Consider the following 20,646-nt stretch of genomic DNA (forward strand, 5'->3'; position numbering starts at 1 on the left):
GATTCATTTATGCTGGTTATTTTAACATCGGTGACGAATCAGATAATCTTATGGAAAGCCCTGCACCCCAGTCTGAGCCCCGTCCGGCAACATTAACGGAAGGATTCAAAGACAGTTTACCGATAGTCATAAGTTATATTCCGGTGGCGTTTGCGTTTGGCCTTAACGCCACCCGTCTGGGCTTTACTCCCCTCGAAAGCGTTTTTTTCTCCTGCATTATTTACGCAGGCGCCAGCCAGTTCGTCATCACCACCATGCTCGCGGCGGGCAGCACATTATGGGTCGCCGCGCTGACCGTGATGGCGATGGACGTGCGTCATGTGCTGTACGGCCCTTCCCTGCGTAGTCGCATCAGCCAACGGCTCAGTAAACCTAAAACCGCCCTGTGGGCATTTGGCCTCACCGATGAAGTGTTTGCTGCCGCCACGGCCAAACTGGTGCGGGATAACCGCCGCTGGAGTGAAAACTGGATGATCGGCATCGCGTTCTGCTCCTGGGCCTCCTGGGTGCTCGGCACGGTCATTGGCGCATTTTCCGGGAGCGGATTGCTGAAAGGCTTCCCCGCCGTTGAGGCGGCATTAGGTTTTATGCTGCCAGCCCTGTTTATGAGCTTTTTGCTCGCTTCTTTTCAACGCAAACAAACGCTGTGCGTCACGGCGGCGTTAATCGGCGCGCTGGCAGGCGTCACGCTGTTTTCCATTCCTGCGGCTATCCTGGCGGGTATCGCCAGCGGGTGTCTGACCGCCTTGATCCAGTCGTTCTGGCAAGGAGCGCCCGATGAGTTATGAGGTTCTGCTGCTGGGACTGCTGGTCGGCTGCGCCAATTATTGTTTTCGTTATTTACCGCTTCGTCTGCGAATGGGAAACACCCGCCCCGCCAGGCGCGGCGCAACGGGCGTGTTGCTCGACACCATTGGCATCGCGTCCATCTGCGCCCTGCTGGTGGTGTCTACGGCTCCCGAAGTGATGCACGACGCCAGCCGGTTCATTCCGACGCTGGTCGGGTTTGCCGTCCTGGGCGTCAGTTTCTACAAGACGCGCAGCATCATCATCCCAACGCTACTGAGCGCTCTGGGCTATGGACTCGCCTGGAAGATAGAGGTCATTTTATAACCCAAAAGAATCATTTTAAATTAATAATACATTTACTTTATTTGTCACTGTCGTTACTATATCGGCTGAAATTAATGAGGTCATGCCCAAATGGATAGTTCGTTTACGCCCATTGAACAAATGCTAAAATTTCGCGCCAGCCGCCACGAAGAGTTTCCTTACCAGGAGATCCTTCTGACCCGCCTTTGCATGCATATGCAAGGCAAACTGCTGGAAAACCGCAATAAGATGCTGAAAGCTCAAGGGATTAACGAGACGTTGTTTATGGCGTTGATTACGCTGGAGTCTCAGGAAAACCACAGTATTCAGCCATCTGAACTGAGTTGCGCGCTGGGCTCGTCCCGTACCAACGCAACACGTATCGCAGATGAATTAGAGAAACGCGGTTGGATCGAACGTCGTGAAAGCGATAACGATCGTCGCTGCCTGCATCTGCAACTGACGGAGAAAGGTCACGCGTTTTTGCGCGAGGTGTTACCGCCTCAGCATCACTGCCTGCACCAGCTATGGTCCTCTCTCAGCACCGCCGAAAAAGATCAACTTGAGCACATCACTCGTAAGCTCCTGACGCGTCTCGATCAGATGGATCAGGATGGCGCCGTTCTTGAGGCGCTACGCTAACGCGTCGACACGCTCAATCATCCAGATTTATAAAAGAAAAAACTGACAGGCCAGCACGTCATACTGCTGGCCTTTCTGACAAAAACGTCGGCCCAGCCGATATGAAAAATAAGATCGTGGAGAACAACATGAGCGCAAATGCGGAGACTCAAACCCCGCAGCAACCGGTTAAGAAGAATGGCAAACGTAAAAGCGCGCTAATCCTTTTAACCTTGCTCTTTATCGCAATTGCCGTGGCATATGGGATTTATTGGTTTTTAGTACTGCGTCATATCGAAGAAACGGATGATGCGTACGTGGCAGGGAACCAGGTTCAAATCATGGCGCAGGTATCAGGCAGCGTGACGAAAGTCTGGGCTGATAATACTGACTTTGTAAAACAGGGCGACGTGCTGGTCACGCTCGACCAGACGGATGCCAGACAGGCATTCGAAAAAGCGAAAACGGCGCTGGCCTCCAGCGTTCGCCAGACGCACCAGTTGATGATCAATAGCAAGCAGCTCCAGGCCAGCATTGAAGTGCAGAAAACCGCACTGGCGCAGGCACAAAGCGACTTTAATCGTCGCGTGCCGCTGGGCAATGCGAACCTGATCGGTCGCGAAGAGCTGCAACACGCGCGTGATGCCGTCGCCAGCGCGCAGGCGCAGCTGGATGTGGCAATTCAACAATATAACGCAAACCAGGCGATGATCCTCGGCAGCAAGCTGGAAGATCAGCCTGCCGTGCAACAGGCGGCTACGGAAGTGCGCAACGCCTGGCTGGCGCTGGAGCGTACCAAAATCGTCAGCCCGATGACTGGCTACGTCTCCCGCCGCGCCGTACAGCCTGGCGCGCAGATTAGCCCGACCACGCCGCTGATGGCGGTCGTGCCTGCCACCAACCTGTGGGTGGACGCGAACTTCAAAGAGACGCAGCTCGCCCATATGCGTATCGGCCAACCGGCAACGGTCATCAGCGATATTTACGGCGATGACGTGAAATACACCGGTAAGGTTGTCGGCCTGGATATGGGGACAGGCAGCGCCTTCTCCCTGCTTCCGGCGCAAAACGCGACCGGCAACTGGATCAAGGTCGTGCAGCGCTTGCCTGTACGTATTGAACTGGATGCGCAGCAACTGGCGCAGCATCCACTGCGTATCGGCTTATCAACCCTCGTCACCGTGGATACGTCGAATCGCGACGGACAGGTGCTGGCAAGCCAGGTTCGTAGTACCCCGGTTTCTGAGAGTAACGCACGAGAAATTAATCTCGCTCCGGTCAATAAGCTGATCGAAGAGATTGTGCAGGCCAACGCGGGATAATCCTGAGGTGCGTGTAATGCAACAGCAAAAACCGCTGGAAGGCGCGCAGCTGGTCATTATGACGATTGCGCTGTCGCTGGCGACATTCATGCAGGTGCTGGACTCCACCATTGCTAACGTGGCGATCCCCACCATCGCCGGGAACCTTGGCTCATCGTTGAGCCAGGGGACATGGGTTATCACCTCATTCGGGGTGGCGAACGCGATCTCCATCCCGATTACCGGCTGGCTGGCGAAACGCGTCGGGGAAGTGAAGCTGTTCATGTGGTCAACCGTCGCCTTTGCCATTGCGTCATGGGCGTGCGGGGTCTCCAACAGTCTGAACATGCTGATCTTCTTCCGCGTGGTTCAGGGTGTCGTCGCAGGGCCGTTAATCCCGCTCTCACAGAGCCTGTTGCTGAATAACTATCCTCCCGCAAAACGTTCTATCGCGCTGGCGCTATGGTCGATGACGGTGATTGTCGCGCCGATCTGCGGCCCGATACTGGGCGGCTACATCAGCGATAACTATCACTGGGGCTGGATTTTCTTCATCAACGTGCCGATTGGGGTTGCGGTCGTGCTGATGACGCTGCAAACCCTGCGCGGTCGCGAGACCCGCACCGAGCAGCGACGTATCGACGCTATCGGCCTGGCGCTGCTGGTGATTGGTATCGGCAGTCTACAGATCATGCTTGACCGCGGGAAAGAGCTGGACTGGTTCGCCTCGCAAGAGATTATCATCCTGACCGTGGTCGCCGTCATTGCCATCAGTTTCCTGATTGTCTGGGAGCTGACCGACGATAACCCAATCGTTGACCTCTCCTTGTTCAAGTCGCGTAACTTTACGATTGGCTGTTTGTGTATCAGTCTCGCCTATATGCTCTATTTCGGCGCGATTGTGTTGTTACCGCAGCTGTTGCAGGAGGTATACGGCTATACCGCGACGTGGGCCGGCCTGGCCTCAGCGCCGGTCGGGGTAATCCCGGTGATCCTGTCGCCGATTATCGGACGTTTCGCCCACAAGCTGGATATGCGCAGGCTGGTCACGTTCAGCTTTATCATGTATGCCGTCTGCTTTTACTGGCGTGCGTGGACGTTTGAACCGGGTATGGATTTCGGCGCATCGGCCTGGCCGCAGTTTATTCAGGGCTTCGCCGTAGCCTGCTTCTTTATGCCGCTCACCACCATCACGCTCTCCGGCTTGCCGCCTGAGCGTCTGGCGGCGGCGTCGAGTCTGTCTAACTTTACGCGAACGCTGGCGGGGTCAATTGGTACATCAATCACCACCACCATGTGGACCAACCGTGAAGCGATGCACCATTCGCAATTGACCGAGTCGGTGAATCCGTACAACCCCAATGCCCAGGCGATGTACGATCAGCTACAGGGGCTGGGGATGACGCAGCAGCAGGCGTCAGGCTGGATCGCCCAGCAGATTACCAATCAGGGGCTGATTATTTCCGCCAATGAGATCTTCTGGATGTCGGCCGGGATCTTCCTCGTGCTGCTTGGGCTGGTCTGGTTCGCCAAACCACCTTTCGGCGCGGGCGGCGGCGGTGGAGGCGCGCATTAATAAAAAAGCCAGTTCATGATGAACTGGCTTTTTTTTTGCCGGATGGCGGCTGCGCCTTATCCGGCCTACAGAACGCGCACATTGTAGGCCCGGTAAGCATCGCGCCACCGGGCATTGCATTCGACTAGATATGCAGTTCCTGCAATTTATCTTTCGGCAGGGCCAGCTCTTCGTTGCTGTTGATGCGAACGTCGTGTTCCAGAATATGACGTGCAATATCCTGCGCTTCGCTCAGAGAGTGCATCTGATACGTACCGCACTGATAAACGTTCAGCTCCGGGATCTGATTCTGCTCCTTCACTTTCAGCACGTCAGCCATCGCGGCTTTCCAGGCGTCCGCCACACGTTGCTCGTCAGGCGTACCGATCAGGCTCATGTAGAAACCGGTACGGCAGCCCATCGGGGAGATATCGATAATCTCAACGCCGTTGCCGTTCAGATGATTACGCATAAAACCAGCGAACAGGTGCTCCAGCGTATGGATACCTTTCTCAGGCATCACTTCTTTATTCGGGATGCAGAAACGCAGGTCAAACACGGTAATGGTATCGCCATGCGGGGTGTTCATCGTTTTCGCGACCCGGACTGCTGGTGCTTCCATCCGGGTATGATCGACTGTGAAGCTATCTAACAACGGCATTTAGCCACCTCCGATAATATTTTTTAAAATAAACTGAACTCTTCGTTCCGGGGCGAGTCTGAGTATGTGAAAGACGCGCATTTGTTATCATCATCCCTGTTTTCAGAGATGAAATTTTGGCCACTCACGAGTGGCCTTTTTCTTTTCTGTCAGGCGTGCTTTTCCAGCCACGCATCAAACGGTTCGGTATCCGCCGCTTCAACCTCAAGCTGACGACGCGTTGACGCCTCACGTTCAGCAATGAAGTCCTCTTCACGCAAAATTTCCAGCGGTTCTTCGCGCAGCAGATTGCGATAAGCCTCGCCCAGCGCTTTGCCGGTGCCGCCAATCCCGGTATCAATCATCGAGCGCAGAATACGCGCTGAGAACGTCAGCTCCGGGTTGTCGAAACAGGCAACCAGTTCATCACATACCTTCTGATAATCCTCTCCCCCGTGGATGCTGTCCAGCGTTTGCGCCACACGTTTCAGGTCGCGGAACAGATCTTTACCCACTTTCGGCAGCGGGAACTGCGCGGTTTCACAGCCAATCCCTAACGTCAGCCCTGGTTTACGCCCTTCCAGAATCACCCGATTCCAGTTCGTGCGCGTGCACAGCAGCTCGTCGCTGCTCATTTCCGGCGCATCGGCCAGTACGCACCAGACCATAAACAGATCCAGGAAACGCACCTGCTGCTCGTCCACGCCAATAGGCGAGAACGGGTTAATATCCAGCGAACGCACTTCGATATATTCAATCCCGCCGCGCAGAAGCGCATCTGACGGCGTTTCTCCGCTACGCGTCACGCGTTTAGGGCGGATCGGCGCATACAGCTCGTTCTCAATCTGTAGCACGTTGCTGTTGATTTGCAGGCGTTTACCGTCCTTCTCCAGACCGATCTCCGCATACTCCGTGGACGGCGTTTTGATCGCGCGCTTCAATCCTGCCACATATTCATGCAGATCGTTAAACGTAATTCCAAGATTGCTTTGCGACTTATTGGTATAACCCAGGTCGCTCAAACGCAGCGACGTAGCATACGGCAGGTAGTACATACCGCAGTCCGTTTTTTCAAACGGCAGCGTGGTGGGTTTGCCCTGCAAGAATGAGGAACAAATAGCCGGAGAGGCGCCAAACAGATACGGAATGACCCACCCAAAACGGTAATAGTTACGGATCAGGCGGAAATAGCCTGCGGAAATTTTCTCTTTCGCATCTTCCCCGTCCACGACGCCACACTTCGCCTGCCAGAATGCCATCGGCAGCGAAAAATTGTAGTGTACGCCGGAGATGGTTTGCATCAACGCGCCGTAACGGTTTTTCAACCCTTCCCGGTAAAGCGTTTTCAAACGACCAATATTTGACGTACCGTACTGCGCCAGCTCAATATCCTGCCCTTCAGCAATATAGCAAGGCATACTCAGCGGCCACATTCGCTCATCACCCAAATTTCTGGCCGTATAGCGATGCAGGTCGCGCATCAATGTGAGCATATGCTGAATATCGCCGTCTACCGGGGTAATAAACTCCAGCAAGGCTTCAGCAAAATCTGTCGTGACCCATTTGTGCGTCAGCGCCGAGCCTAACGCGTCAGGATGACCCGTGGTTGCCAGCGTGCCATCAGCGTTAACACGCAGCGTTTCGCGCTCCAGCCCGCGTTGAATCCCCTTTAGTGCCTGAGGATGCCTTTCCAGCCAGGTCAGAGCCTGTGATACGTCCGGGATCAAATTGACCTCCCGCCTGTCAAAATCGTTTTAATTAGCATAATTGTAATGGTGACGGTAAATGTCTATCCCACAATTAGTGCCACCACATAATGCCCTGAACCGTAGCGGCTGCGACGATAACGTAACGCAACGCTTTACCAAGGCATAAAAAAAAGAGCACTGGCCCCCACGAGATGCGCATCCATCCCGCTAACAGGCACAACAAATCACCGATAACCGGCGCCCAGCTTAATAATAGTGTGACTGCACCGTAGCGCTTAAGCCAGCCAGTGGCTTTTTCCTGCCAGCGCGATGTTTTGCGCAACGGAAAAAAACGCCCAAGGATAACGTTAGTTAACCCTCCAAGGCTATTACCCATTGTTGCTGTTAAGACTAAGACCCAGGGATGACTTACCCCGGAGACTAACATGGCAACTAAAACAACTTCGGAATTACCGGGCAACAACGTGGCGCTGAGAAAACTGCTGGCAAACAGTGACAGGAGCGACAGCCCGTCACTCACAATAGTCGAACGTCCACGGCATCCATTCCCGCCGCGCGTGCTGCCTGCAAGCCGAAATCCGCATCCTCAAACACGACGCATTGCGTCGGCACAACGCCCATACGCTCCGCACACAGCAGGAACGTGTCCGGCGCGGGTTTGTGGTGCAGAACATGATCCGCAGCGACAACTGCATCAAAATAACGACGCAGCCCCAGATGGGTCAATAGCGCTTCGGCAATTGCGCTTTCGCTGCCCGTTCCCACCGACAGAGGTCGACGGCCGTACCAGGCTTTAACCACCTCAACCAGCGGCAGAGGCTCTACGCTATCCAGCAACATGCTTTTCACTGCATCAGTTTTTTCTTGCGCCAGCGCATGAGGGTCAAGATCCGCGTGATTCAGTTCGATAATCGACTGCGCGATACGCCAGGTTGGAGAACCGTTAAGCGCCACCATCGCTTGCAGATCAAAACGAAGGCCATAGCGCCCTAATACCTCGTCCCACGCCTTACGGTGCGTCGGCTCGGTATCCAGGATGGTGCCATCCATATCAAAAATCAAACCCGCATAACGTTCGTACATCGTGTTCTCACAAACCAAATGACCAGATGTTACTTTATCGTAATTGACTGATTTTGTCGCTGACAGAGAAATGAGGATTGTTCAGGGTAGAGAGGTAATGGAGGTATTCAGGAGAAGATGGTGGAGAAGAAGATGGTGCATCCGGGAGGATTACTCGGCTGCGCCTCGCCCTACGGGCCGTTGCTGAAGCAACGTTATCCTCCCTGGTGCTTGCGACGATTTCGCAGACCATGAAACAACAGCGTAACTGTTATAACGGAGAAGATGGTGCATCCGGGAGGATTCGAACCTCCGACCGCTCGGTTCGTAGCCGAGTACTCTATCCAGCTGAGCTACGGATGCATCGGGAAACTTATTTACTGCCAATATTGATACCGCTACTAAAGCCGTATCAAGTAAGAGATGGTGCATCCGGGAGGATTACTCGGCTGCGCCTCGCCCTACGGGCCGTTGCTGAAGCAACGTTATCCTCCCTGGTGCTTGCGATAACTTCGCAGACCATGAAACAACAGCGTAGCTGTTATACCGGGGAAGATGGTGCATCCGGGAGGATTCGAACCTCCGACCGCTCGGTTCGTAGCCGAGTACTCTATCCAGCTGAGCTACGGATGCATTGGGAAACTTATTTACTGCCGATATTGATACCGCTACAAAAGCCGTATCAAGTAAGAGATGGTGCATCCGGGAGGATTACTCGGCTGCGCCTCTCCCTACGGGCCGTTGCTGAAGCAACGTTATCCTCCCTGGTGCTTGCGATAACTTCGCAGACCATGAAACAACAGCGTAGCTGTTATATCGGGGAAGATGGTGCATCCGGGAGGATTCGAACCTCCGACCGCTCGGTTCGTAGCCGAGTACTCTATCCAGCTGAGCTACGGATGCATCGGGAAACTTACTTTATTGCAGATTTTGATACCGCTACTAAAGCCATATCAAGTAAGAGATGGTGCATCCGGGAGGATTCGAACCTCCGACCGCTCGGTTCGTAGCCGAGTACTCTATCCAGCTGAGCTACGGATGCAAATGGCGGTGAGGCGGGGATTCGAACCCCGGATGCAGCTTTTGACCGCATACTCCCTTAGCAGGGGAGCGCCTTCAGCCTCTCGGCCACCTCACCACGCGCCTCTTACGAGTGCTTCGAAGAACTTGTTTCTGCTCATCGTCGCTGCGTGGCGCACATATTACTTTCTGGGACTTATAAGTCAAACAATTTTTCCCGCGCTTTTATCGTTTGCACACTTCACGCTCAATTAGTCTGCAAAAACGGCAAAAAGGGTGTTTTATCAACAGATAAATCGGCGTGTTACACCGCCTGAACGCAGGCAGAAAAACAGAATAGCCAGGAAAGAGCCTACCGGCATGGAAAGCGATACGGAAAAAGAGTGAAGAAAAATGAAAAAGAGAAAGAGAAAGGACGCGAAGAGCAGGTTGCGCCTCATCGGAAGAGATGAGACGCGAAAACCTTAGTAACTGGACTGCTGGGATTTTTCAGCCTGGATACGCTGGTAGATCTCCTCACGATGGACAGAGACTTCTTTCGGGGCGTTTACGCCAATGCGCACCTGGTTGCCCTTTACCCCTAAAACTGTCACGGTGACCTCATCTCCAATCATGAGGGTCTCACCAACTCGACGAGTCAGAATCAGCATTCTTTGCTCCTTGAAAGATTAAAAGAGTCGGGTCTCTCTGTATCCCGGCATTATCCATCATATAACGCCAAAAAGTAAGCGATGACAAACACGTAAAGTGTAAGCAGTCACGGCATCACATTCTGTTAAACCTAAGTTTAGCCGATATACACAACTTCAACCTGACTTTATCGTTGTCAATAACGTTGATGCAAACGCCGCAGACCGGGGCCTGCGGCGTTAGATAACGCTTATAGTTATTACAGTTTTGCGCTAACCCAGCCTTTCACACTGGCTAACGCTGCTGGCAGAGCAGCCGCATCCGTACCACCGGCTTGCGCCATGTCTGGACGTCCGCCGCCCTTGCCGCCCACCTGCTGAGCGACCATGCCGACCAGCTCCCCTGCTTTCACGCGGTCGGTCACATCCTTCGACACGCCCGCAATCAGAGAAACCTTACCTTCCGCTACCGTTGCAAGAACGATAACGGTAGAACCCAGTTGATTTTTCAGATCATCAACCATCGTACGCAGCATTTTTGGCTCAACGCCCGCAAGCTCGCTAACCAGCAGCTTCACGCCGTTGATATCAACCGCTTTGCTGGAAAGGTTCGCACTTTCCTGCGCGGCAGCCTGTTCTTTCAACTGCTGCAACTCTTTTTCAAGCTGACGCGTACGTTCCAGTACAGAACGGACTTTTTCGCCCAGATTCTGGCTGTCGCCCTTCAGCAGCTGTGCGATATCGCTTAAGCGATCGCTTTCAGCGTGCAGCGTAGCAATCGCGCCTTCGCCCGTAACCGCTTCAATACGGCGAACGCCTGCCGCAGTACCGGATTCAGAAACGATGCGGAACAGACCGATATCCCCCGTACGGCTGGCGTGCGTACCGCCACACAGTTCGGTGGAGAAATCGCCCATGCTCAGCACACGAACGCGATCGTCATACTTCTCGCCAAACAGCGCCATCGCGCCTTTGGCTTTCGCCGCTTCAAGGTCCATGATGTTGGTTTCGACCGGCAGGTTGCGACGGATTTGCGCATTCACCAGATCTTCCACCGCACGGATTTCAGACGGTTTCATCGCTTCATTATGCGAGAAGTCGAAACGCAGGACTTTGTCGTTAACCAGCGAGCCTTTCTGCGCTACGTGCGTGCCCAGAATCTGGCGCAGCGCCGCGTGCATCAGGTGCGTCGCAGAGTGGTTCAGGCGAATACGCGCCCGGCGAGCGTCATCCACATCAGCCTGCACCGCATCGCCCACTTTCAGGGAACCGGTCGAAAGCGTACCGATATGTCCAATCGCCTGGCCATATTTTTGCGTATCGCTAACCGCAAACGCGAAGCCTGCACCTTTCAGTTCGCCTTTATCGCCAACCTGACCGCCGGATTCCGCATAGAACGGCGTCTGATCCAGCACGACAACGGCTTCCTGACCCGCGCTAATCGCATCTACCGCTTTACCATCCACAAACAGCGCGGTCACTTTACCGTTCAGTTCCAGATGGTCATAACCTTTAAATTCTGACGCGCCGTCAACGCGGATCATCGCATTATAGTCTGCGCCAAAACCGCTGGCCTCACGCGCACGACGACGCTGTTCTTCCATCGCGGCTTCAAATCCCGCTTCATCAACTTTGATGTTGCGCTCGCGGCAAACGTCCGCCGTCAGGTCAACCGGGAAGCCGTAGGTGTCATACAGACGGAAAGCGGTTTCGCCATCCAGCGTGTCGCCGGAAAGCTTCGCCAGCTCTTCGTCCAGCAGCGCCAGACCACGTTCCAGCGTACGGGCAAACTGCTCTTCTTCCGTTTTCAGAACCTGCTCAACCTGCGCCTGCTGGCGCTTCAGCTCTTCACCGGCAGAGCCCATAACGTCAATCAGCGGCCCAACCAGCTTGTAGAAGAAGGTCTCTTTCGCGCCCAGCATGTTGCCATGACGAACCGCACGACGAATGATACGGCGCAGCACATAGCCACGGTTTTCATTCGACGGAACCACGCCGTCGGCGATCAGGAAAGCGCAGGAACGGATGTGGTCGGCAATCACGCGCAGCGACTTGTTGCTCAGGTCGGTCGCGCCAGTCACCTTCGCAACGGCTTCAATCAACGTGCGGAACAGGTCAATTTCATAGTTGGAGTTAACGTGTTGCAACACAGCGGCGATACGCTCCAGACCCATACCGGTATCGACGGACGGTTTCGGCAGCGGTTCCATCGTGCCGTCAGCCTGACGGTTGAACTGCATGAAGACGATGTTCCAGATCTCAATATAGCGATCGCCATCTTCTTCCGGGCTTCCCGGAGGGCCGCCCCAGATGTGATCGCCGTGGTCGTAGAAGATCTCGGTACATGGACCGCACGGCCCTGTATCGCCCATCTGCCAGAAGTTGTCGGACGCGTATGCCGCGCCTTTGTTATCACCAATTCGGATGATACGTTCGCGCGGAATGCCGACTTCTTTTTCCCAGATCTCGTAGGCTTCATCGTCAGTTTCATAGACGGTCACCCACAGACGATCTTTTGGCAGGGCAAACCAGTTTTCACCGGTCAGCAGTTCCCACGCAAACTGAATCGCGTCGTGTTTGAAATAGTCGCCGAAGCTGAAGTTACCCAGCATTTCGAAGAAGGTGTGGTGACGTGCAGTGTAACCGACGTTTTCCAGATCGTTGTGTTTACCACCCGCACGTACGCAACGCTGCGAAGTGGTGGCGCGGGAATAATTACGCTTGTCGAGCCCAAGGAAAACATCCTTGAACTGGTTCATCCCGGCGTTGGTAAACAACAAAGTTGGGTCATTGTTTGGCACCAGGGAGCTGCTGGCAACTACCTGATGTCCCTTACTGTGGAAAAAATCGAGAAACGCCTGACGGATCTCAGCGGTGCTCTTGCTCATAATTATCCTGAAATCAAGCTAACGAAATATCATTACCCGCCTCAGCGCTCATATGCCCTGCCCGGCTGGCAATTGAAAAAAGTGGGAATAAGATAAGTTTTCTTTACGGGGAAGTAAAATCCCGTATGCAGTCAATCGTCAAAATTTCGCCATATCTCCTGAATATCCTCCATCAGATAGCCACGATAAAGCAGGAAACGCTGGACTTTGACCTTTTCCGAAAATGCGGCTGGTAAGGGTTCGCCATATTTGCGGATCGCCTGTTCTCGTGCAAGACGCAACCACTCAATCTCGCATTCACGCATTGCGCGCTCAATCGCCTCACGCGCAATGCCTTTTTGATTCAGCTCCTGCCGAATACGTGCCGGGCCATAACCTTTACGGCTGCGGCTGGCGATAAAGCGCGAAACAAAACGATGATCATCAAGGTAGTTGTGCTCATGGCACCAGGCGATAACCCGTTCATAGTCTTCCGGCGCCGCATCGATCTCTTCCGGCCCGTTTTTTCCCATAACCGGTGCGGAGAGTTTACGCCGCAGTTCCTGTTCACTGTGATCGCGTACCGCCAGAATACGTACCGCGCGATCCAGCAGACGGTTATATGCGGGGCGTCGCGGTGTGGATTCACTCATAACAAACCTTCGGAAAAAGAAATGCAAAAAGGGCCGCAAGATATGCAGCCCTTCAAAGTATAAGCCCGATAAGGCGCCAGAGCGCCGCCACCGGGCAATGCAACGATTAGAAATCTTCGTTGGTTTCTTTCACACCTTCACCGTTGTCATCAACGGAGAAGTCTGGCGTCGAGTCCTGGTTGCTCAGCAGCAGCTCACGCACTTTTTTCTCGATCTCTTTGGCGGTCGCCGGGTTCTCTTTCAGCCAGGCAGTGGCATTCGCTTTACCCTGACCGATTTTCTCGCCGTTATAGCTGTACCATGCACCGGCTTTCTCGATCAGCTTCTCTTTCACGCCCAGGTCAACCAGTTCGCCATAGAAGTTAATGCCTTCGCCATAGAGGATCTGGAACTCTGCCTGTTTAAACGGCGCGGCGATTTTGTTCTTCACAACCTTCACGCGGGTTTCGCTACCCACGACGTTTTCGCCCTCTTTCACCGCGCCGATACGGCGGATATCCAGACGAACGGACGCGTAGAATTTCAGCGCGTTACCCCCGGTAGTGGTTTCCGGGTTGCCGAACATGACGCCAATTTTCATACGGATCTGGTTGATGAAGATCAGCAGGGTGTTGGACTGTTTCAGGTTACCGGCCAGCTTACGCATCGCCTGGCTCATCATACGCGCCGCGAGGCCCATATGAGAGTCGCCGATTTCACCTTCGATTTCCGCTTTCGGCGTCAACGCCGCCACGGAGTCAACAACGATAACGTCTACAGCGCCTGAACGCGCCAGCGCATCACAGATTTCCAGCGCCTGCTCGCCGGTGTCCGGCTGGGAGCACAGCAGGTTGTCGATATCGACGCCCAGTTTGCGGGCATAGATAGGGTCCAGCGCATGTTCGGCGTCGATAAACGCACAGGTTTTGCCTTCACGCTGTGCAGCGGCAATCACCTGAAGCGTCAGGGTGGTTTTACCGGAGGATTCCGGCCCGTAGATTTCTACGATACGCCCCATCGGCAGGCCACCCGCGCCCAGCGCGATATCCAGAGAAAGCGAACCGGTAGAGATGGTTTCCACATCCATAGAACGGTCTTCACCCAGGCGCATGATGGAGCCTTTACCGAATTGTTTTTCGATCTGGCCCAGCGCTGCCGCCAACGCTTTCTGTTTGTTTTCGTCGATAGCCATTAACTACTCCTGTCATGAGCCGGGGTCCGCTTGCGCTTGTACCGGATAGTGAATTCTGTACTGTTAGGTGCGATTATACTGTACAGTCATACAGTATCAAGTGTTTTGTAGAAATTGTTGCCAGAGCGTTTTGAGCGCATATTCCGTCGCCTGGCGACGTACGCTGTCACGGTCGCCGCTAAAGCACTCCCGGCGGGTGATCCCCTCGCCCTGCGCGGTTGCGAAACCAAACCAGACAGTGCCGACGGGCTTCACGTCGCTGCCGCCGTCCGGCCCGGCAATACCGCTGATAGAAACGGCATAATCCGCGCGGGCCGCTCTGAGCGCGCCAATCGCCATCTCAATCACCACCGGTTCGCTGACCGCGCCGTGCTGCTCAAGCGTCGGTTCGCGCACGCCAATCATTTGCGCTTTCGCTTCATTACTGTAGGTAACAAAACCGCGTTCAAACCAGGCGGAACTCCCGGCGATATCGGTAATCACTTTCGCTACCCAACCGCCCGTGCAGGACTCCGCTGTCGTCAGCGTTGCGCCGCGCTGTTTCAGCGCCAGCCCTACCACTTCGCTTAACTGCATCAATTCATGGTCAGTCATCATCGCTTAAGGCTCCTGAAAAACGTGCAGCACAAGATAGCACTTTCTGAGCAGATATGGGGACGAGGTGCGGATTTTACGAGGAGGCTTCAGAAAAAAGCCGATGCGAAGGCATCGGCCGATCGTACGGTTATTTCATACTGTTGGCGATGGTCTCAACATTGTGGCGAAACGCTTTTACGTAGCTATCCGCCACGCCGCCTTTTGCCGACAAGGCTTCAGGATACAGCTCGCCGCCCGGCTGCGCGCCCGTCGCGCTGGCGATCTGTTTTACCAGACGCGGATCGAGCTGATTCTCCATAAACCAGGTGTTCACCCCATCCGCTTTAATCTGCTTAATGAGCGCGGCGACCTGCGCGGCAGAGGCTTCACTTTCCGACGACAGCCCCTGCGGCGCCAAAAACTCAACACCGTAGGCGCGACCGAAATAACCAAAGGCGTCGTGGCTGGTCAGCACCTTGCGTTTCTCCTGCGGGATCTGGCTAAAGCGTGCTTTCGCCCACGCGTCCAGTTCAGTCAGCTGTGCGATGTAAGGTTTGCCGGAAGCCTCCAGCGCGGCTTTATCCTGCGGGTCGGCGTTGACCAGCCCGGAAAGAATATTCTGCGCATACAGCGCGCCGTTCGCTGCGCTATTCCAGGCATGCGGATCGGTGACGGTTTCGCCGTCTTCATCCAGCGTATGCGTCTTCACCCCGTCGGAAGCCACCACCAGCGTACCTTTGAAACCGGAGGCTTTTACCAGCCGGTCAAGCCACCCCTCCAGCCCCAGCCCGTTCACTACCACCACATCCGCTTTGCTCAACGCCGCGCTGTCTTTCGGCGAAGGCTCGAAGGTATGCGGATCGCCATCCGGCCCAACCAGCGTAGTGACGTTGACATTCTTGCCGCCGACCTCCTGGGTGATGTCGCCGAGAATAGAAAAACTCGTCACCACATTCAGCGTTTTCGCCAGCGCGCCTTGCGTCATCAACCCCAACGCGAGCGCAATCATTACCCCTGTACGTTTCATCTTTTCCCCTTGCATTAAAAAAGCGCGCGCAGACTGTCAGCCAGCCTGCTGCGCGTGCCGAATAAAATGGAAATAAAGAACAGCGCGCTGGCGGTCAGCACAATCGACGGCCCGGCGGGTAAACTCACCGCCCAGGAAAGGCTTAGCCCCAGCCATGCACAGACGACGCCGCTGCCGCCGGCAAGCAATAACAGCCCCGGTAACGTGCGCGCCCAACAGCGGGCCGCGACGGCAGGAAGCATCATCAGCCCTACCGCCATCAGCGTGCCGAGTACCTGAAAGCCAGCCACCAGATTCAACACCAGCAACGAGAGAAACAGCCCGTGCAGCAGCGAAGGCAGCCAGCGCGCGTTAACCTGCAACCATGCGGTATCAAACGCTTCACTCACCAGACCACGATAGAAAATCGCCAGCATGATCAATGTGAATGCGCATACCCCCGCCACGAACAGCGCGGAATCGCGATCGACCGCCAGAATGGAACCAAACAGAAGATGCAGCAGATCGACATTTGACCCGCGCAGCGACACCAGCGTAACCCCCAGCGCCAGCGATCCCAGGTAGAACCCGGCGAAGCTGGCGTCTTCTTTTAGCGGCGTACGGCGACTCACCATTCCCGCCACCAGCGCTACCGTAATCCCGGCGATAAACCCGCCGATGCTCATTGCCAGCAATGACATTCCACTGAGCAGATAGCCCACCGCCACGCCGGGCAGCACCGCATGCGACAGCGCGTCTCCCATCAGGCTCATACGTCGCAGCAGTAAAAAGACGCCAAGCGCCGTCGTGCTGACCGAAAGCGCCAGACAGACCACCAGCGCCCGCCGCATAAAGCCGTATTCAATAAACGGCTGAAAGAAGATATGCCAGATCATGCCACCCTCACCCGCTCGGTCATCCAGTGAGACACATCTGTATCCAGCCGTAACGTCTGCGGAAAATAGCGCGCCACCCGTTCGCTGTCGTGCAGCACCGCCAGCACCGTTTGCCCTCGCTGATACATCTCCAGCATCAGCCCCATCAGTACGTTGCAGGTCTCCTCATCCACGCCGGTAAAGGGTTCATCCAGCATGACCAGCGGCGCTTCCTGCACCAGCACACGGGCAAACAGCATGCGTTGAAACTGACCGCCGGAGAGTTCATCAATGGTCATCGTCGCCATTGCCTCCAGCCCCACGCGCTCAATAGCGTGGGCGACACGCAGACGGGTTTTGCGCTGAAATCCCCCCAGCAGGGAAATATCAGGCCAGCACCCCATGCTCACCACGTCCTGAACGGTAAGCGGAAACTGCGTCTCCAGTGCGTGACGTTGCGCCAGCCAGCCAATTACCGGGCGGCGTCCGCGCCAGCGAAATGCGCCGCTCACCGGAGGAAGAAAACCGGCCAGCGTTTTCAGCAGCGTTGATTTGCCGCAGCCGTTAGCGCCGATAATCGCCGTCATGCTGCCGCGTTCCAGCGTGCCGGTCAGAGGCGACGTGACCGGCTGTCGCTCGTAACCAGCCACCAGTTGATTCAGGATAATCATGGCAATGCCACCGCCCAGCGCACGGCCAGCCCGATAAACAAAACAAGCGCGATAGCCATCAACAGGCGAGTCAGAGCCGAAAGAGAGAAGAGTGAAGCAGACATATTCGCACCACAATAAAATGTTATAACATAACAATAATAAAATACGATGCGGATGTAAATTGCCAGGAAAAAAGGGAGTGTGGCGAAATATTTCAGACGTGAAATAGCGCAGCAGCGGCGCTGCACGCTCCCCTTTCTCTCAGGGAAAAGGGAGCGTAATCCAGACCGGGTAAGCGTAGCCCCCCGGAAAACACACCGCGGCTACTGACTAAACAGCGACGCCGCAGGTACACGCGCCAGCGCGACGGCCTGACCAAGCTGCCAGACCGCCATCGCATAGTGAGTGCTGTGGTTATAGCGCGTGATGGCATAGAAGTTCGGCAACCCGTACCAGTACTGATAGCCCGTACCCACGTCCAGGCGCAGCAGGCTGGCCTGCTGATGATTGCCCAGCGATTGCTGCGGCATCAGCCCGGCGGCCGCAAGCTGAGAAATGCTGTACTGAGTTTTAAAGCCGTTCGCCAGCCCCGGCGCCTGACCGTTGGCCGGAACGGCGACCACATCGCCTTTCACCCAACCGTGGGCTTTGAAATAGTTCGCCACGCTGCCGATGGCATCAACCGGGTCCCACAGGTTGATGTGCCCGTCGCCGTTAAAGTCCACCGCATACTGCTTATAGGACGACGGCATAAACTGTCCGTACCCCATCGCACCGGCAAAAGAGCCTTTCAGATCCAGCGGGTCATCCTGTTCATCACGCGCCATCAGCAGGAACGTTTCCAGCTCGCCGGAGAAATACTCCGCCCGACGCGGATAGTTAAACGACAGCGTCGCCAGCGCATCCAGAATTCGCGTTTTACCCATGATGCGGCCCCAGCGGGTTTCCACGCCAATAATGCCGACGATAATCTCCGGCGGGACGCCATAAACCTGCCATGCACGGTTCAACGCATCCTCATATTGATTCCAGAACGCCACGCCGTTTTGCACATTGTCCGGGGTAATAAACTGCTTGCGATAGCGCAACCATGCGCCATTCGGCCCCGCTGGCGGTTGCGTGGTCGGCGCCTGTCTGTCCATCAGTCGCAGAACGTAGTCCAGGCGCTTCGCCTGCGACAGGATCTCCTGCAACTGCTGGCGATTAAAACCGTGCTTGTTCACCATCTTCTCAATGAACTGCTGCGCGTTCGGATTATTGGCGAAATCACCGCCCATCACCATGACATTGTGCTGCGGCTCAAGCAGGAAACCGCCGGACGGCGCTCCCGTTGTCGTTTGAATTTCTGAAGACTGTGGTTTGCTGCTACAGGCAGCAAGCAACGCAAAGAGAGGAAGTAGTGCTACATAACGACGCTTGAACATGAGACATCCATTAAACAGATTCAGCCAGGGGGAAGTATGGTAAAGCATCCCGCTTCGCACAAGGAAGCGCTCTTCACAGAATACGCACTATTCTCCCGTAACATCCCTGCTTTTTTTCTCCGCAACAAACGCAAACTTTCACTTTAAAATATTTATCTTTCATTTTGAGATCAAAATAACACTTTTAAATCTTTCGATCTGATTAAAATAACTCACCAATTGGCAAGATAACAACAAACCCTACAGGAGAGAACAATGATCGAAACCATTACACATGGTGCGGAGTGGTTTATCGGGCTGTTCCAGAAAGGCGGAGAGGTGTTCACCAGTATGGTGACCGGCATCCTTCCGCTTTTGATAAGCCTGCTGGTCATCATGAATGCCTTAATAAACTTCATTGGCCAGCAGCGTATTGAACGTTTTGCCCAGCGCTGCGCCGGGAACCCGTTATCCCGTTACCTGCTGCTGCCGTGCATCGGTACGTTTGTGTTTTGTAACCCGATGACGCTGAGCCTGGGCCGCTTTATGCCAGAAAAATACAAGCCCAGTTACTACGCGGCGGCCTCCTACAGCTGCCACTCGATGAACGGACTCTTCCCGCACATCAACCCCGGCGAACTGTTTGTTTACCTGGGCATCGCCAGCGGCCTGACGACACTCGGCCTCCCGCTTGGCCCGCTCGCCGTCAGCTATCTGCTGGTCGGTCTGGTCACCAACTTCTTCCGTGGCTGGGTGACTGACCTCACCACATCCATCTTTGAGAAAAAAATGGGCATTCAACTTGAGCAGAAAGTCCACCTGGCTGGAGCAACATCATGACGCGTATTCGTATTGAGAAAGGCACCGGCGGCTGGGGCGGCCCGCTTGAACTGGATGCAACACCCGGAAAGAAAATCGTCTACATCACCGCCGGGACGCGTCCGGGGATTGTCGACAAACTGGCGCAACTAACAGGCTGGCAGGCGGTGGATGGCTTTAAAGAGGGCGAACCGCCTGAGGAAGAGATCGGCGCGGCAATCATCGACTGCGGCGGCACGCTGCGCTGCGGGATTTACCCGAAGCGGCGCATTCCAACCATCAACATCCACTCTACCGGGAAGTCGGGGCCGCTGGCGCAATACATCATGGAAGATATTTACGTCTCCGGGGTGAAGGAAGAGAACATCACGCTGAGCGGCGAGGCGCCTGCAAACGCGCAGCCTGTCGCCTCGCCTGCGGGCCGCGATTACGACGCCAGCAAAAAAATCACCGAACAGAGCGATGGCCTGCTGGCGAAAGTCGGTATGGGGATGGGCTCAGCGGTAGCGGTGCTGTTCCAGTCCGGGCGCGACACCATCGATACGGTGCTGAAAACCATTCTGCCGTTTATGGCCTTCGTCTCGGCGCTGATCGGCATCATTATGGCCTCCGGTCTCGGCGACTGGATCGCTCACGGCCTGGCGCCGCTTGCCAGCCATCCGCTAGGGCTGGTCACGCTGGCGCTCATCTGTTCATTCCCGCTGCTGTCGCCCTTCCTCGGCCCTGGCGCGGTGATCGCCCAGGTTATCGGGGTGCTGATTGGCGTGCAGATTGGCCTAGGTAATATCCCTCCCCATCTGGCGCTGCCCGCGCTGTTCGCGATTAACGCTCAGGCCGCGTGCGACTTTATTCCGGTCGGTTTATCGCTGGCGGAGGCCCGTCAGGACACCGTTCGCGTCGGCGTGCCTTCCGTGCTGGTTAGCCGTTTCCTGACCGGCGCGCCTACCGTTCTCATCGCCTGGTTTGTTTCCGGCTTTATTTATCAATAAGAGGT

The 20,646-nt window shown here is 55.2% G+C and carries 20 protein-coding genes and 5 tRNA genes; 7 read left to right on the top strand and 18 right to left on the bottom strand.

The window, feature by feature from the left end; all coding sequences use genetic code 11:
• Positions 1–50 precede the first annotated feature (50 nt).
• From CKO_RS17235 to emrB, 5 genes are all read left to right on the top strand, one after another.
• Positions 51–788: an AzlC family ABC transporter permease gene (locus CKO_RS17235; RefSeq protein ID WP_012134795.1), complete on the top strand. Its 738-nt coding sequence runs from the start codon at positions 51–53 to the stop codon at positions 786–788.
• A complete protein-coding gene (ygaH, locus tag CKO_RS17240; protein ID WP_012134796.1) occupies positions 778–1,113 on the top strand; it encodes an L-valine transporter subunit YgaH in 336 nt (111 codons plus the stop codon). Before CKO_RS17235 ends, ygaH begins: the two co-directional genes overlap by 11 nt.
• 90 nt (positions 1,114–1,203) lie before the next feature.
• On the top strand, positions 1,204–1,734 hold the full coding sequence (mprA, locus tag CKO_RS17245) for a transcriptional repressor MprA (RefSeq protein WP_012134797.1): 531 nt from the start codon (positions 1,204–1,206) through the stop codon (positions 1,732–1,734).
• Positions 1,735–1,862: 128 nt separating this feature from the next.
• Positions 1,863–3,035 (top strand): multidrug efflux MFS transporter periplasmic adaptor subunit EmrA, encoded by a 1,173-nt coding sequence (emrA, locus tag CKO_RS17250; protein WP_024130884.1) that lies wholly within the window; start codon positions 1,863–1,865, stop codon positions 3,033–3,035.
• Positions 3,036–3,051: 16 nt separating this feature from the next.
• Positions 3,052–4,590, top strand: coding sequence for a multidrug efflux MFS transporter permease subunit EmrB (gene emrB / locus CKO_RS17255; RefSeq protein WP_012134799.1), 1,539 nt, complete (start codon positions 3,052–3,054; stop codon positions 4,588–4,590).
• A 124-nt stretch (positions 4,591–4,714) separates the two neighbouring features.
• On the opposite strand, the gene luxS is transcribed toward emrB, so the two are convergent.
• The 18 genes from luxS to mltB form a co-directional block, all read right to left on the bottom strand.
• Complete coding sequence (gene luxS, locus CKO_RS17260; RefSeq protein ID WP_012134800.1) at positions 4,715–5,230, bottom strand: S-ribosylhomocysteine lyase; 516 nt, start codon at positions 5,228–5,230, stop codon at positions 4,715–4,717.
• Between the two features lie 149 nt (positions 5,231–5,379).
• Positions 5,380–6,936 carry a glutamate--cysteine ligase gene (gshA, locus tag CKO_RS17265; protein WP_012134801.1) on the bottom strand — a complete coding sequence of 519 codons (1,557 nt, stop codon included), beginning with the start codon at positions 6,934–6,936 and terminating at the stop codon, positions 5,380–5,382.
• A gap of 73 nt (positions 6,937–7,009) precedes the next feature.
• Positions 7,010–7,438, bottom strand: a complete 429-nt coding sequence (locus CKO_RS17270; RefSeq protein ID WP_012134802.1) for a YqaA family protein — start codon at positions 7,436–7,438, stop codon at positions 7,010–7,012.
• On the bottom strand, positions 7,435–8,001 hold the full coding sequence (gene yqaB / locus CKO_RS17275; RefSeq protein WP_012134803.1) for a fructose-1-phosphate/6-phosphogluconate phosphatase: 567 nt from the start codon (positions 7,999–8,001) through the stop codon (positions 7,435–7,437). The genes CKO_RS17270 and yqaB overlap by 4 nt, the downstream gene beginning before the upstream one ends.
• Positions 8,002–8,266: 265 nt before the next feature.
• A tRNA-Arg gene (locus tag CKO_RS17280) sits at positions 8,267–8,343 on the bottom strand.
• Positions 8,344–8,536: 193 nt separating this feature from the next.
• Positions 8,537–8,613: transfer RNA gene (locus tag CKO_RS17285), tRNA-Arg, on the bottom strand.
• Positions 8,614–8,806: 193 nt separating this feature from the next.
• Positions 8,807–8,883, bottom strand: a tRNA-Arg gene (locus CKO_RS17290).
• Positions 8,884–8,945: 62 nt separating this feature from the next.
• Positions 8,946–9,022: transfer RNA gene (locus CKO_RS17295), tRNA-Arg, on the bottom strand.
• Positions 9,023–9,025: 3 nt separating this feature from the next.
• Positions 9,026–9,118, bottom strand: a tRNA-Ser gene (locus CKO_RS17300).
• 346 nt (positions 9,119–9,464) lie between these two features.
• Positions 9,465–9,650, bottom strand: a complete 186-nt coding sequence (gene csrA / locus CKO_RS17305) for a carbon storage regulator CsrA (protein WP_000906486.1) — start codon at positions 9,648–9,650, stop codon at positions 9,465–9,467.
• A gap of 239 nt (positions 9,651–9,889) precedes the next feature.
• On the bottom strand, positions 9,890–12,517 hold the full coding sequence (gene alaS, locus CKO_RS17310; protein ID WP_012134804.1) for an alanine--tRNA ligase: 2,628 nt from the start codon (positions 12,515–12,517) through the stop codon (positions 9,890–9,892).
• A 131-nt stretch (positions 12,518–12,648) separates the two neighbouring features.
• A complete protein-coding gene (recX, locus tag CKO_RS17315) occupies positions 12,649–13,149 on the bottom strand; it encodes a recombination regulator RecX (protein ID WP_024130885.1) in 501 nt (166 codons plus the stop codon).
• Positions 13,150–13,255: 106 nt separating this feature from the next.
• Complete coding sequence (gene recA / locus CKO_RS17320) at positions 13,256–14,320, bottom strand: recombinase RecA (RefSeq protein ID WP_012134806.1); 1,065 nt, start codon at positions 14,318–14,320, stop codon at positions 13,256–13,258.
• Positions 14,321–14,416: 96 nt separating this feature from the next.
• On the bottom strand, positions 14,417–14,914 hold the full coding sequence (gene pncC, locus CKO_RS17325; protein ID WP_024130886.1) for a nicotinamide-nucleotide amidase: 498 nt from the start codon (positions 14,912–14,914) through the stop codon (positions 14,417–14,419).
• A gap of 130 nt (positions 14,915–15,044) precedes the next feature.
• Positions 15,045–15,923, bottom strand: a complete 879-nt coding sequence (locus CKO_RS17330) for a metal ABC transporter substrate-binding protein (RefSeq protein WP_024130887.1) — start codon at positions 15,921–15,923, stop codon at positions 15,045–15,047.
• Between the two features lie 14 nt (positions 15,924–15,937).
• On the bottom strand, positions 15,938–16,798 hold the full coding sequence (locus CKO_RS17335) for a metal ABC transporter permease (RefSeq protein ID WP_012134809.1): 861 nt from the start codon (positions 16,796–16,798) through the stop codon (positions 15,938–15,940).
• Positions 16,795–17,448 (bottom strand): metal ABC transporter ATP-binding protein, encoded by a 654-nt coding sequence (locus tag CKO_RS17340; protein WP_012134810.1) that lies wholly within the window; start codon positions 17,446–17,448, stop codon positions 16,795–16,797. Before CKO_RS17340 ends, CKO_RS17335 begins: the two co-directional genes overlap by 4 nt.
• 305 nt (positions 17,449–17,753) lie before the next feature.
• A complete protein-coding gene (mltB, locus tag CKO_RS17345; RefSeq protein ID WP_012134811.1) occupies positions 17,754–18,854 on the bottom strand; it encodes a lytic murein transglycosylase B in 1,101 nt (366 codons plus the stop codon).
• A 255-nt stretch (positions 18,855–19,109) separates the two neighbouring features.
• Between mltB and srlA the strand changes: the two genes are divergently transcribed.
• Together srlA and srlE are read left to right on the top strand one after the other, a co-directional pair.
• On the top strand, positions 19,110–19,673 hold the full coding sequence (srlA, locus tag CKO_RS17350; RefSeq protein ID WP_012134812.1) for a PTS glucitol/sorbitol transporter subunit IIC: 564 nt from the start codon (positions 19,110–19,112) through the stop codon (positions 19,671–19,673).
• Positions 19,670–20,641 (top strand): PTS glucitol/sorbitol transporter subunit IIB, encoded by a 972-nt coding sequence (srlE, locus tag CKO_RS17355; protein ID WP_012134813.1) that lies wholly within the window; start codon positions 19,670–19,672, stop codon positions 20,639–20,641. The genes srlA and srlE overlap by 4 nt, the downstream gene beginning before the upstream one ends.
• Positions 20,642–20,646 lie beyond the last annotated feature (5 nt).

The sequence above is a fragment of the Citrobacter koseri ATCC BAA-895 genome (assembly GCF_000018045.1).
GTDB lineage: Bacteria > Pseudomonadota > Gammaproteobacteria > Enterobacterales > Enterobacteriaceae > Citrobacter_B > Citrobacter_B koseri.

What these genes read in the sequence shown, in the direction of transcription:
- CKO_RS17235 (WP_012134795.1), top strand. Translation starts at nt 51, where the DNA reads ATGGAAAGCCCTGCACCCCAGTCTGAGCCCCGTCCGGCAACATTAACG.
- ygaH (WP_012134796.1), top strand. Translation starts at nt 778, where the DNA reads ATGAGTTATGAGGTTCTGCTGCTGGGACTGCTGGTCGGCTGCGCCAAT.
- mprA (WP_012134797.1), top strand. Translation starts at nt 1,204, where the DNA reads ATGGATAGTTCGTTTACGCCCATTGAACAAATGCTAAAATTTCGCGCC.
- emrA (WP_024130884.1), top strand. Translation starts at nt 1,863, where the DNA reads ATGAGCGCAAATGCGGAGACTCAAACCCCGCAGCAACCGGTTAAGAAG.
- emrB (WP_012134799.1), top strand. Translation starts at nt 3,052, where the DNA reads ATGCAACAGCAAAAACCGCTGGAAGGCGCGCAGCTGGTCATTATGACG.
- luxS (WP_012134800.1), bottom strand. Translation starts at nt 5,230, where the DNA reads ATGCCGTTGTTAGATAGCTTCACAGTCGATCATACCCGGATGGAAGCA.
- yqaB (WP_012134803.1), bottom strand. Translation starts at nt 8,001, where the DNA reads ATGTACGAACGTTATGCGGGTTTGATTTTTGATATGGATGGCACCATC.
- csrA (WP_000906486.1), bottom strand. Translation starts at nt 9,650, where the DNA reads ATGCTGATTCTGACTCGTCGAGTTGGTGAGACCCTCATGATTGGAGAT.
- alaS (WP_012134804.1), bottom strand. Translation starts at nt 12,517, where the DNA reads ATGAGCAAGAGCACCGCTGAGATCCGTCAGGCGTTTCTCGATTTTTTC.
- recX (WP_024130885.1), bottom strand. Translation starts at nt 13,149, where the DNA reads ATGAGTGAATCCACACCGCGACGCCCCGCATATAACCGTCTGCTGGAT.
- recA (WP_012134806.1), bottom strand. Translation starts at nt 14,320, where the DNA reads ATGGCTATCGACGAAAACAAACAGAAAGCGTTGGCGGCAGCGCTGGGC.
- pncC (WP_024130886.1), bottom strand. Translation starts at nt 14,914, where the DNA reads ATGACTGACCATGAATTGATGCAGTTAAGCGAAGTGGTAGGGCTGGCG.
- CKO_RS17330 (WP_024130887.1), bottom strand. Translation starts at nt 15,923, where the DNA reads ATGAAACGTACAGGGGTAATGATTGCGCTCGCGTTGGGGTTGATGACG.
- CKO_RS17335 (WP_012134809.1), bottom strand. Translation starts at nt 16,798, where the DNA reads ATGATCTGGCATATCTTCTTTCAGCCGTTTATTGAATACGGCTTTATG.
- CKO_RS17340 (WP_012134810.1), bottom strand. Translation starts at nt 17,448, where the DNA reads ATGATTATCCTGAATCAACTGGTGGCTGGTTACGAGCGACAGCCGGTC.
- mltB (WP_012134811.1), bottom strand. Translation starts at nt 18,854, where the DNA reads ATGTTCAAGCGTCGTTATGTAGCACTACTTCCTCTCTTTGCGTTGCTT.
- srlA (WP_012134812.1), top strand. Translation starts at nt 19,110, where the DNA reads ATGATCGAAACCATTACACATGGTGCGGAGTGGTTTATCGGGCTGTTC.
- srlE (WP_012134813.1), top strand. Translation starts at nt 19,670, where the DNA reads ATGACGCGTATTCGTATTGAGAAAGGCACCGGCGGCTGGGGCGGCCCG.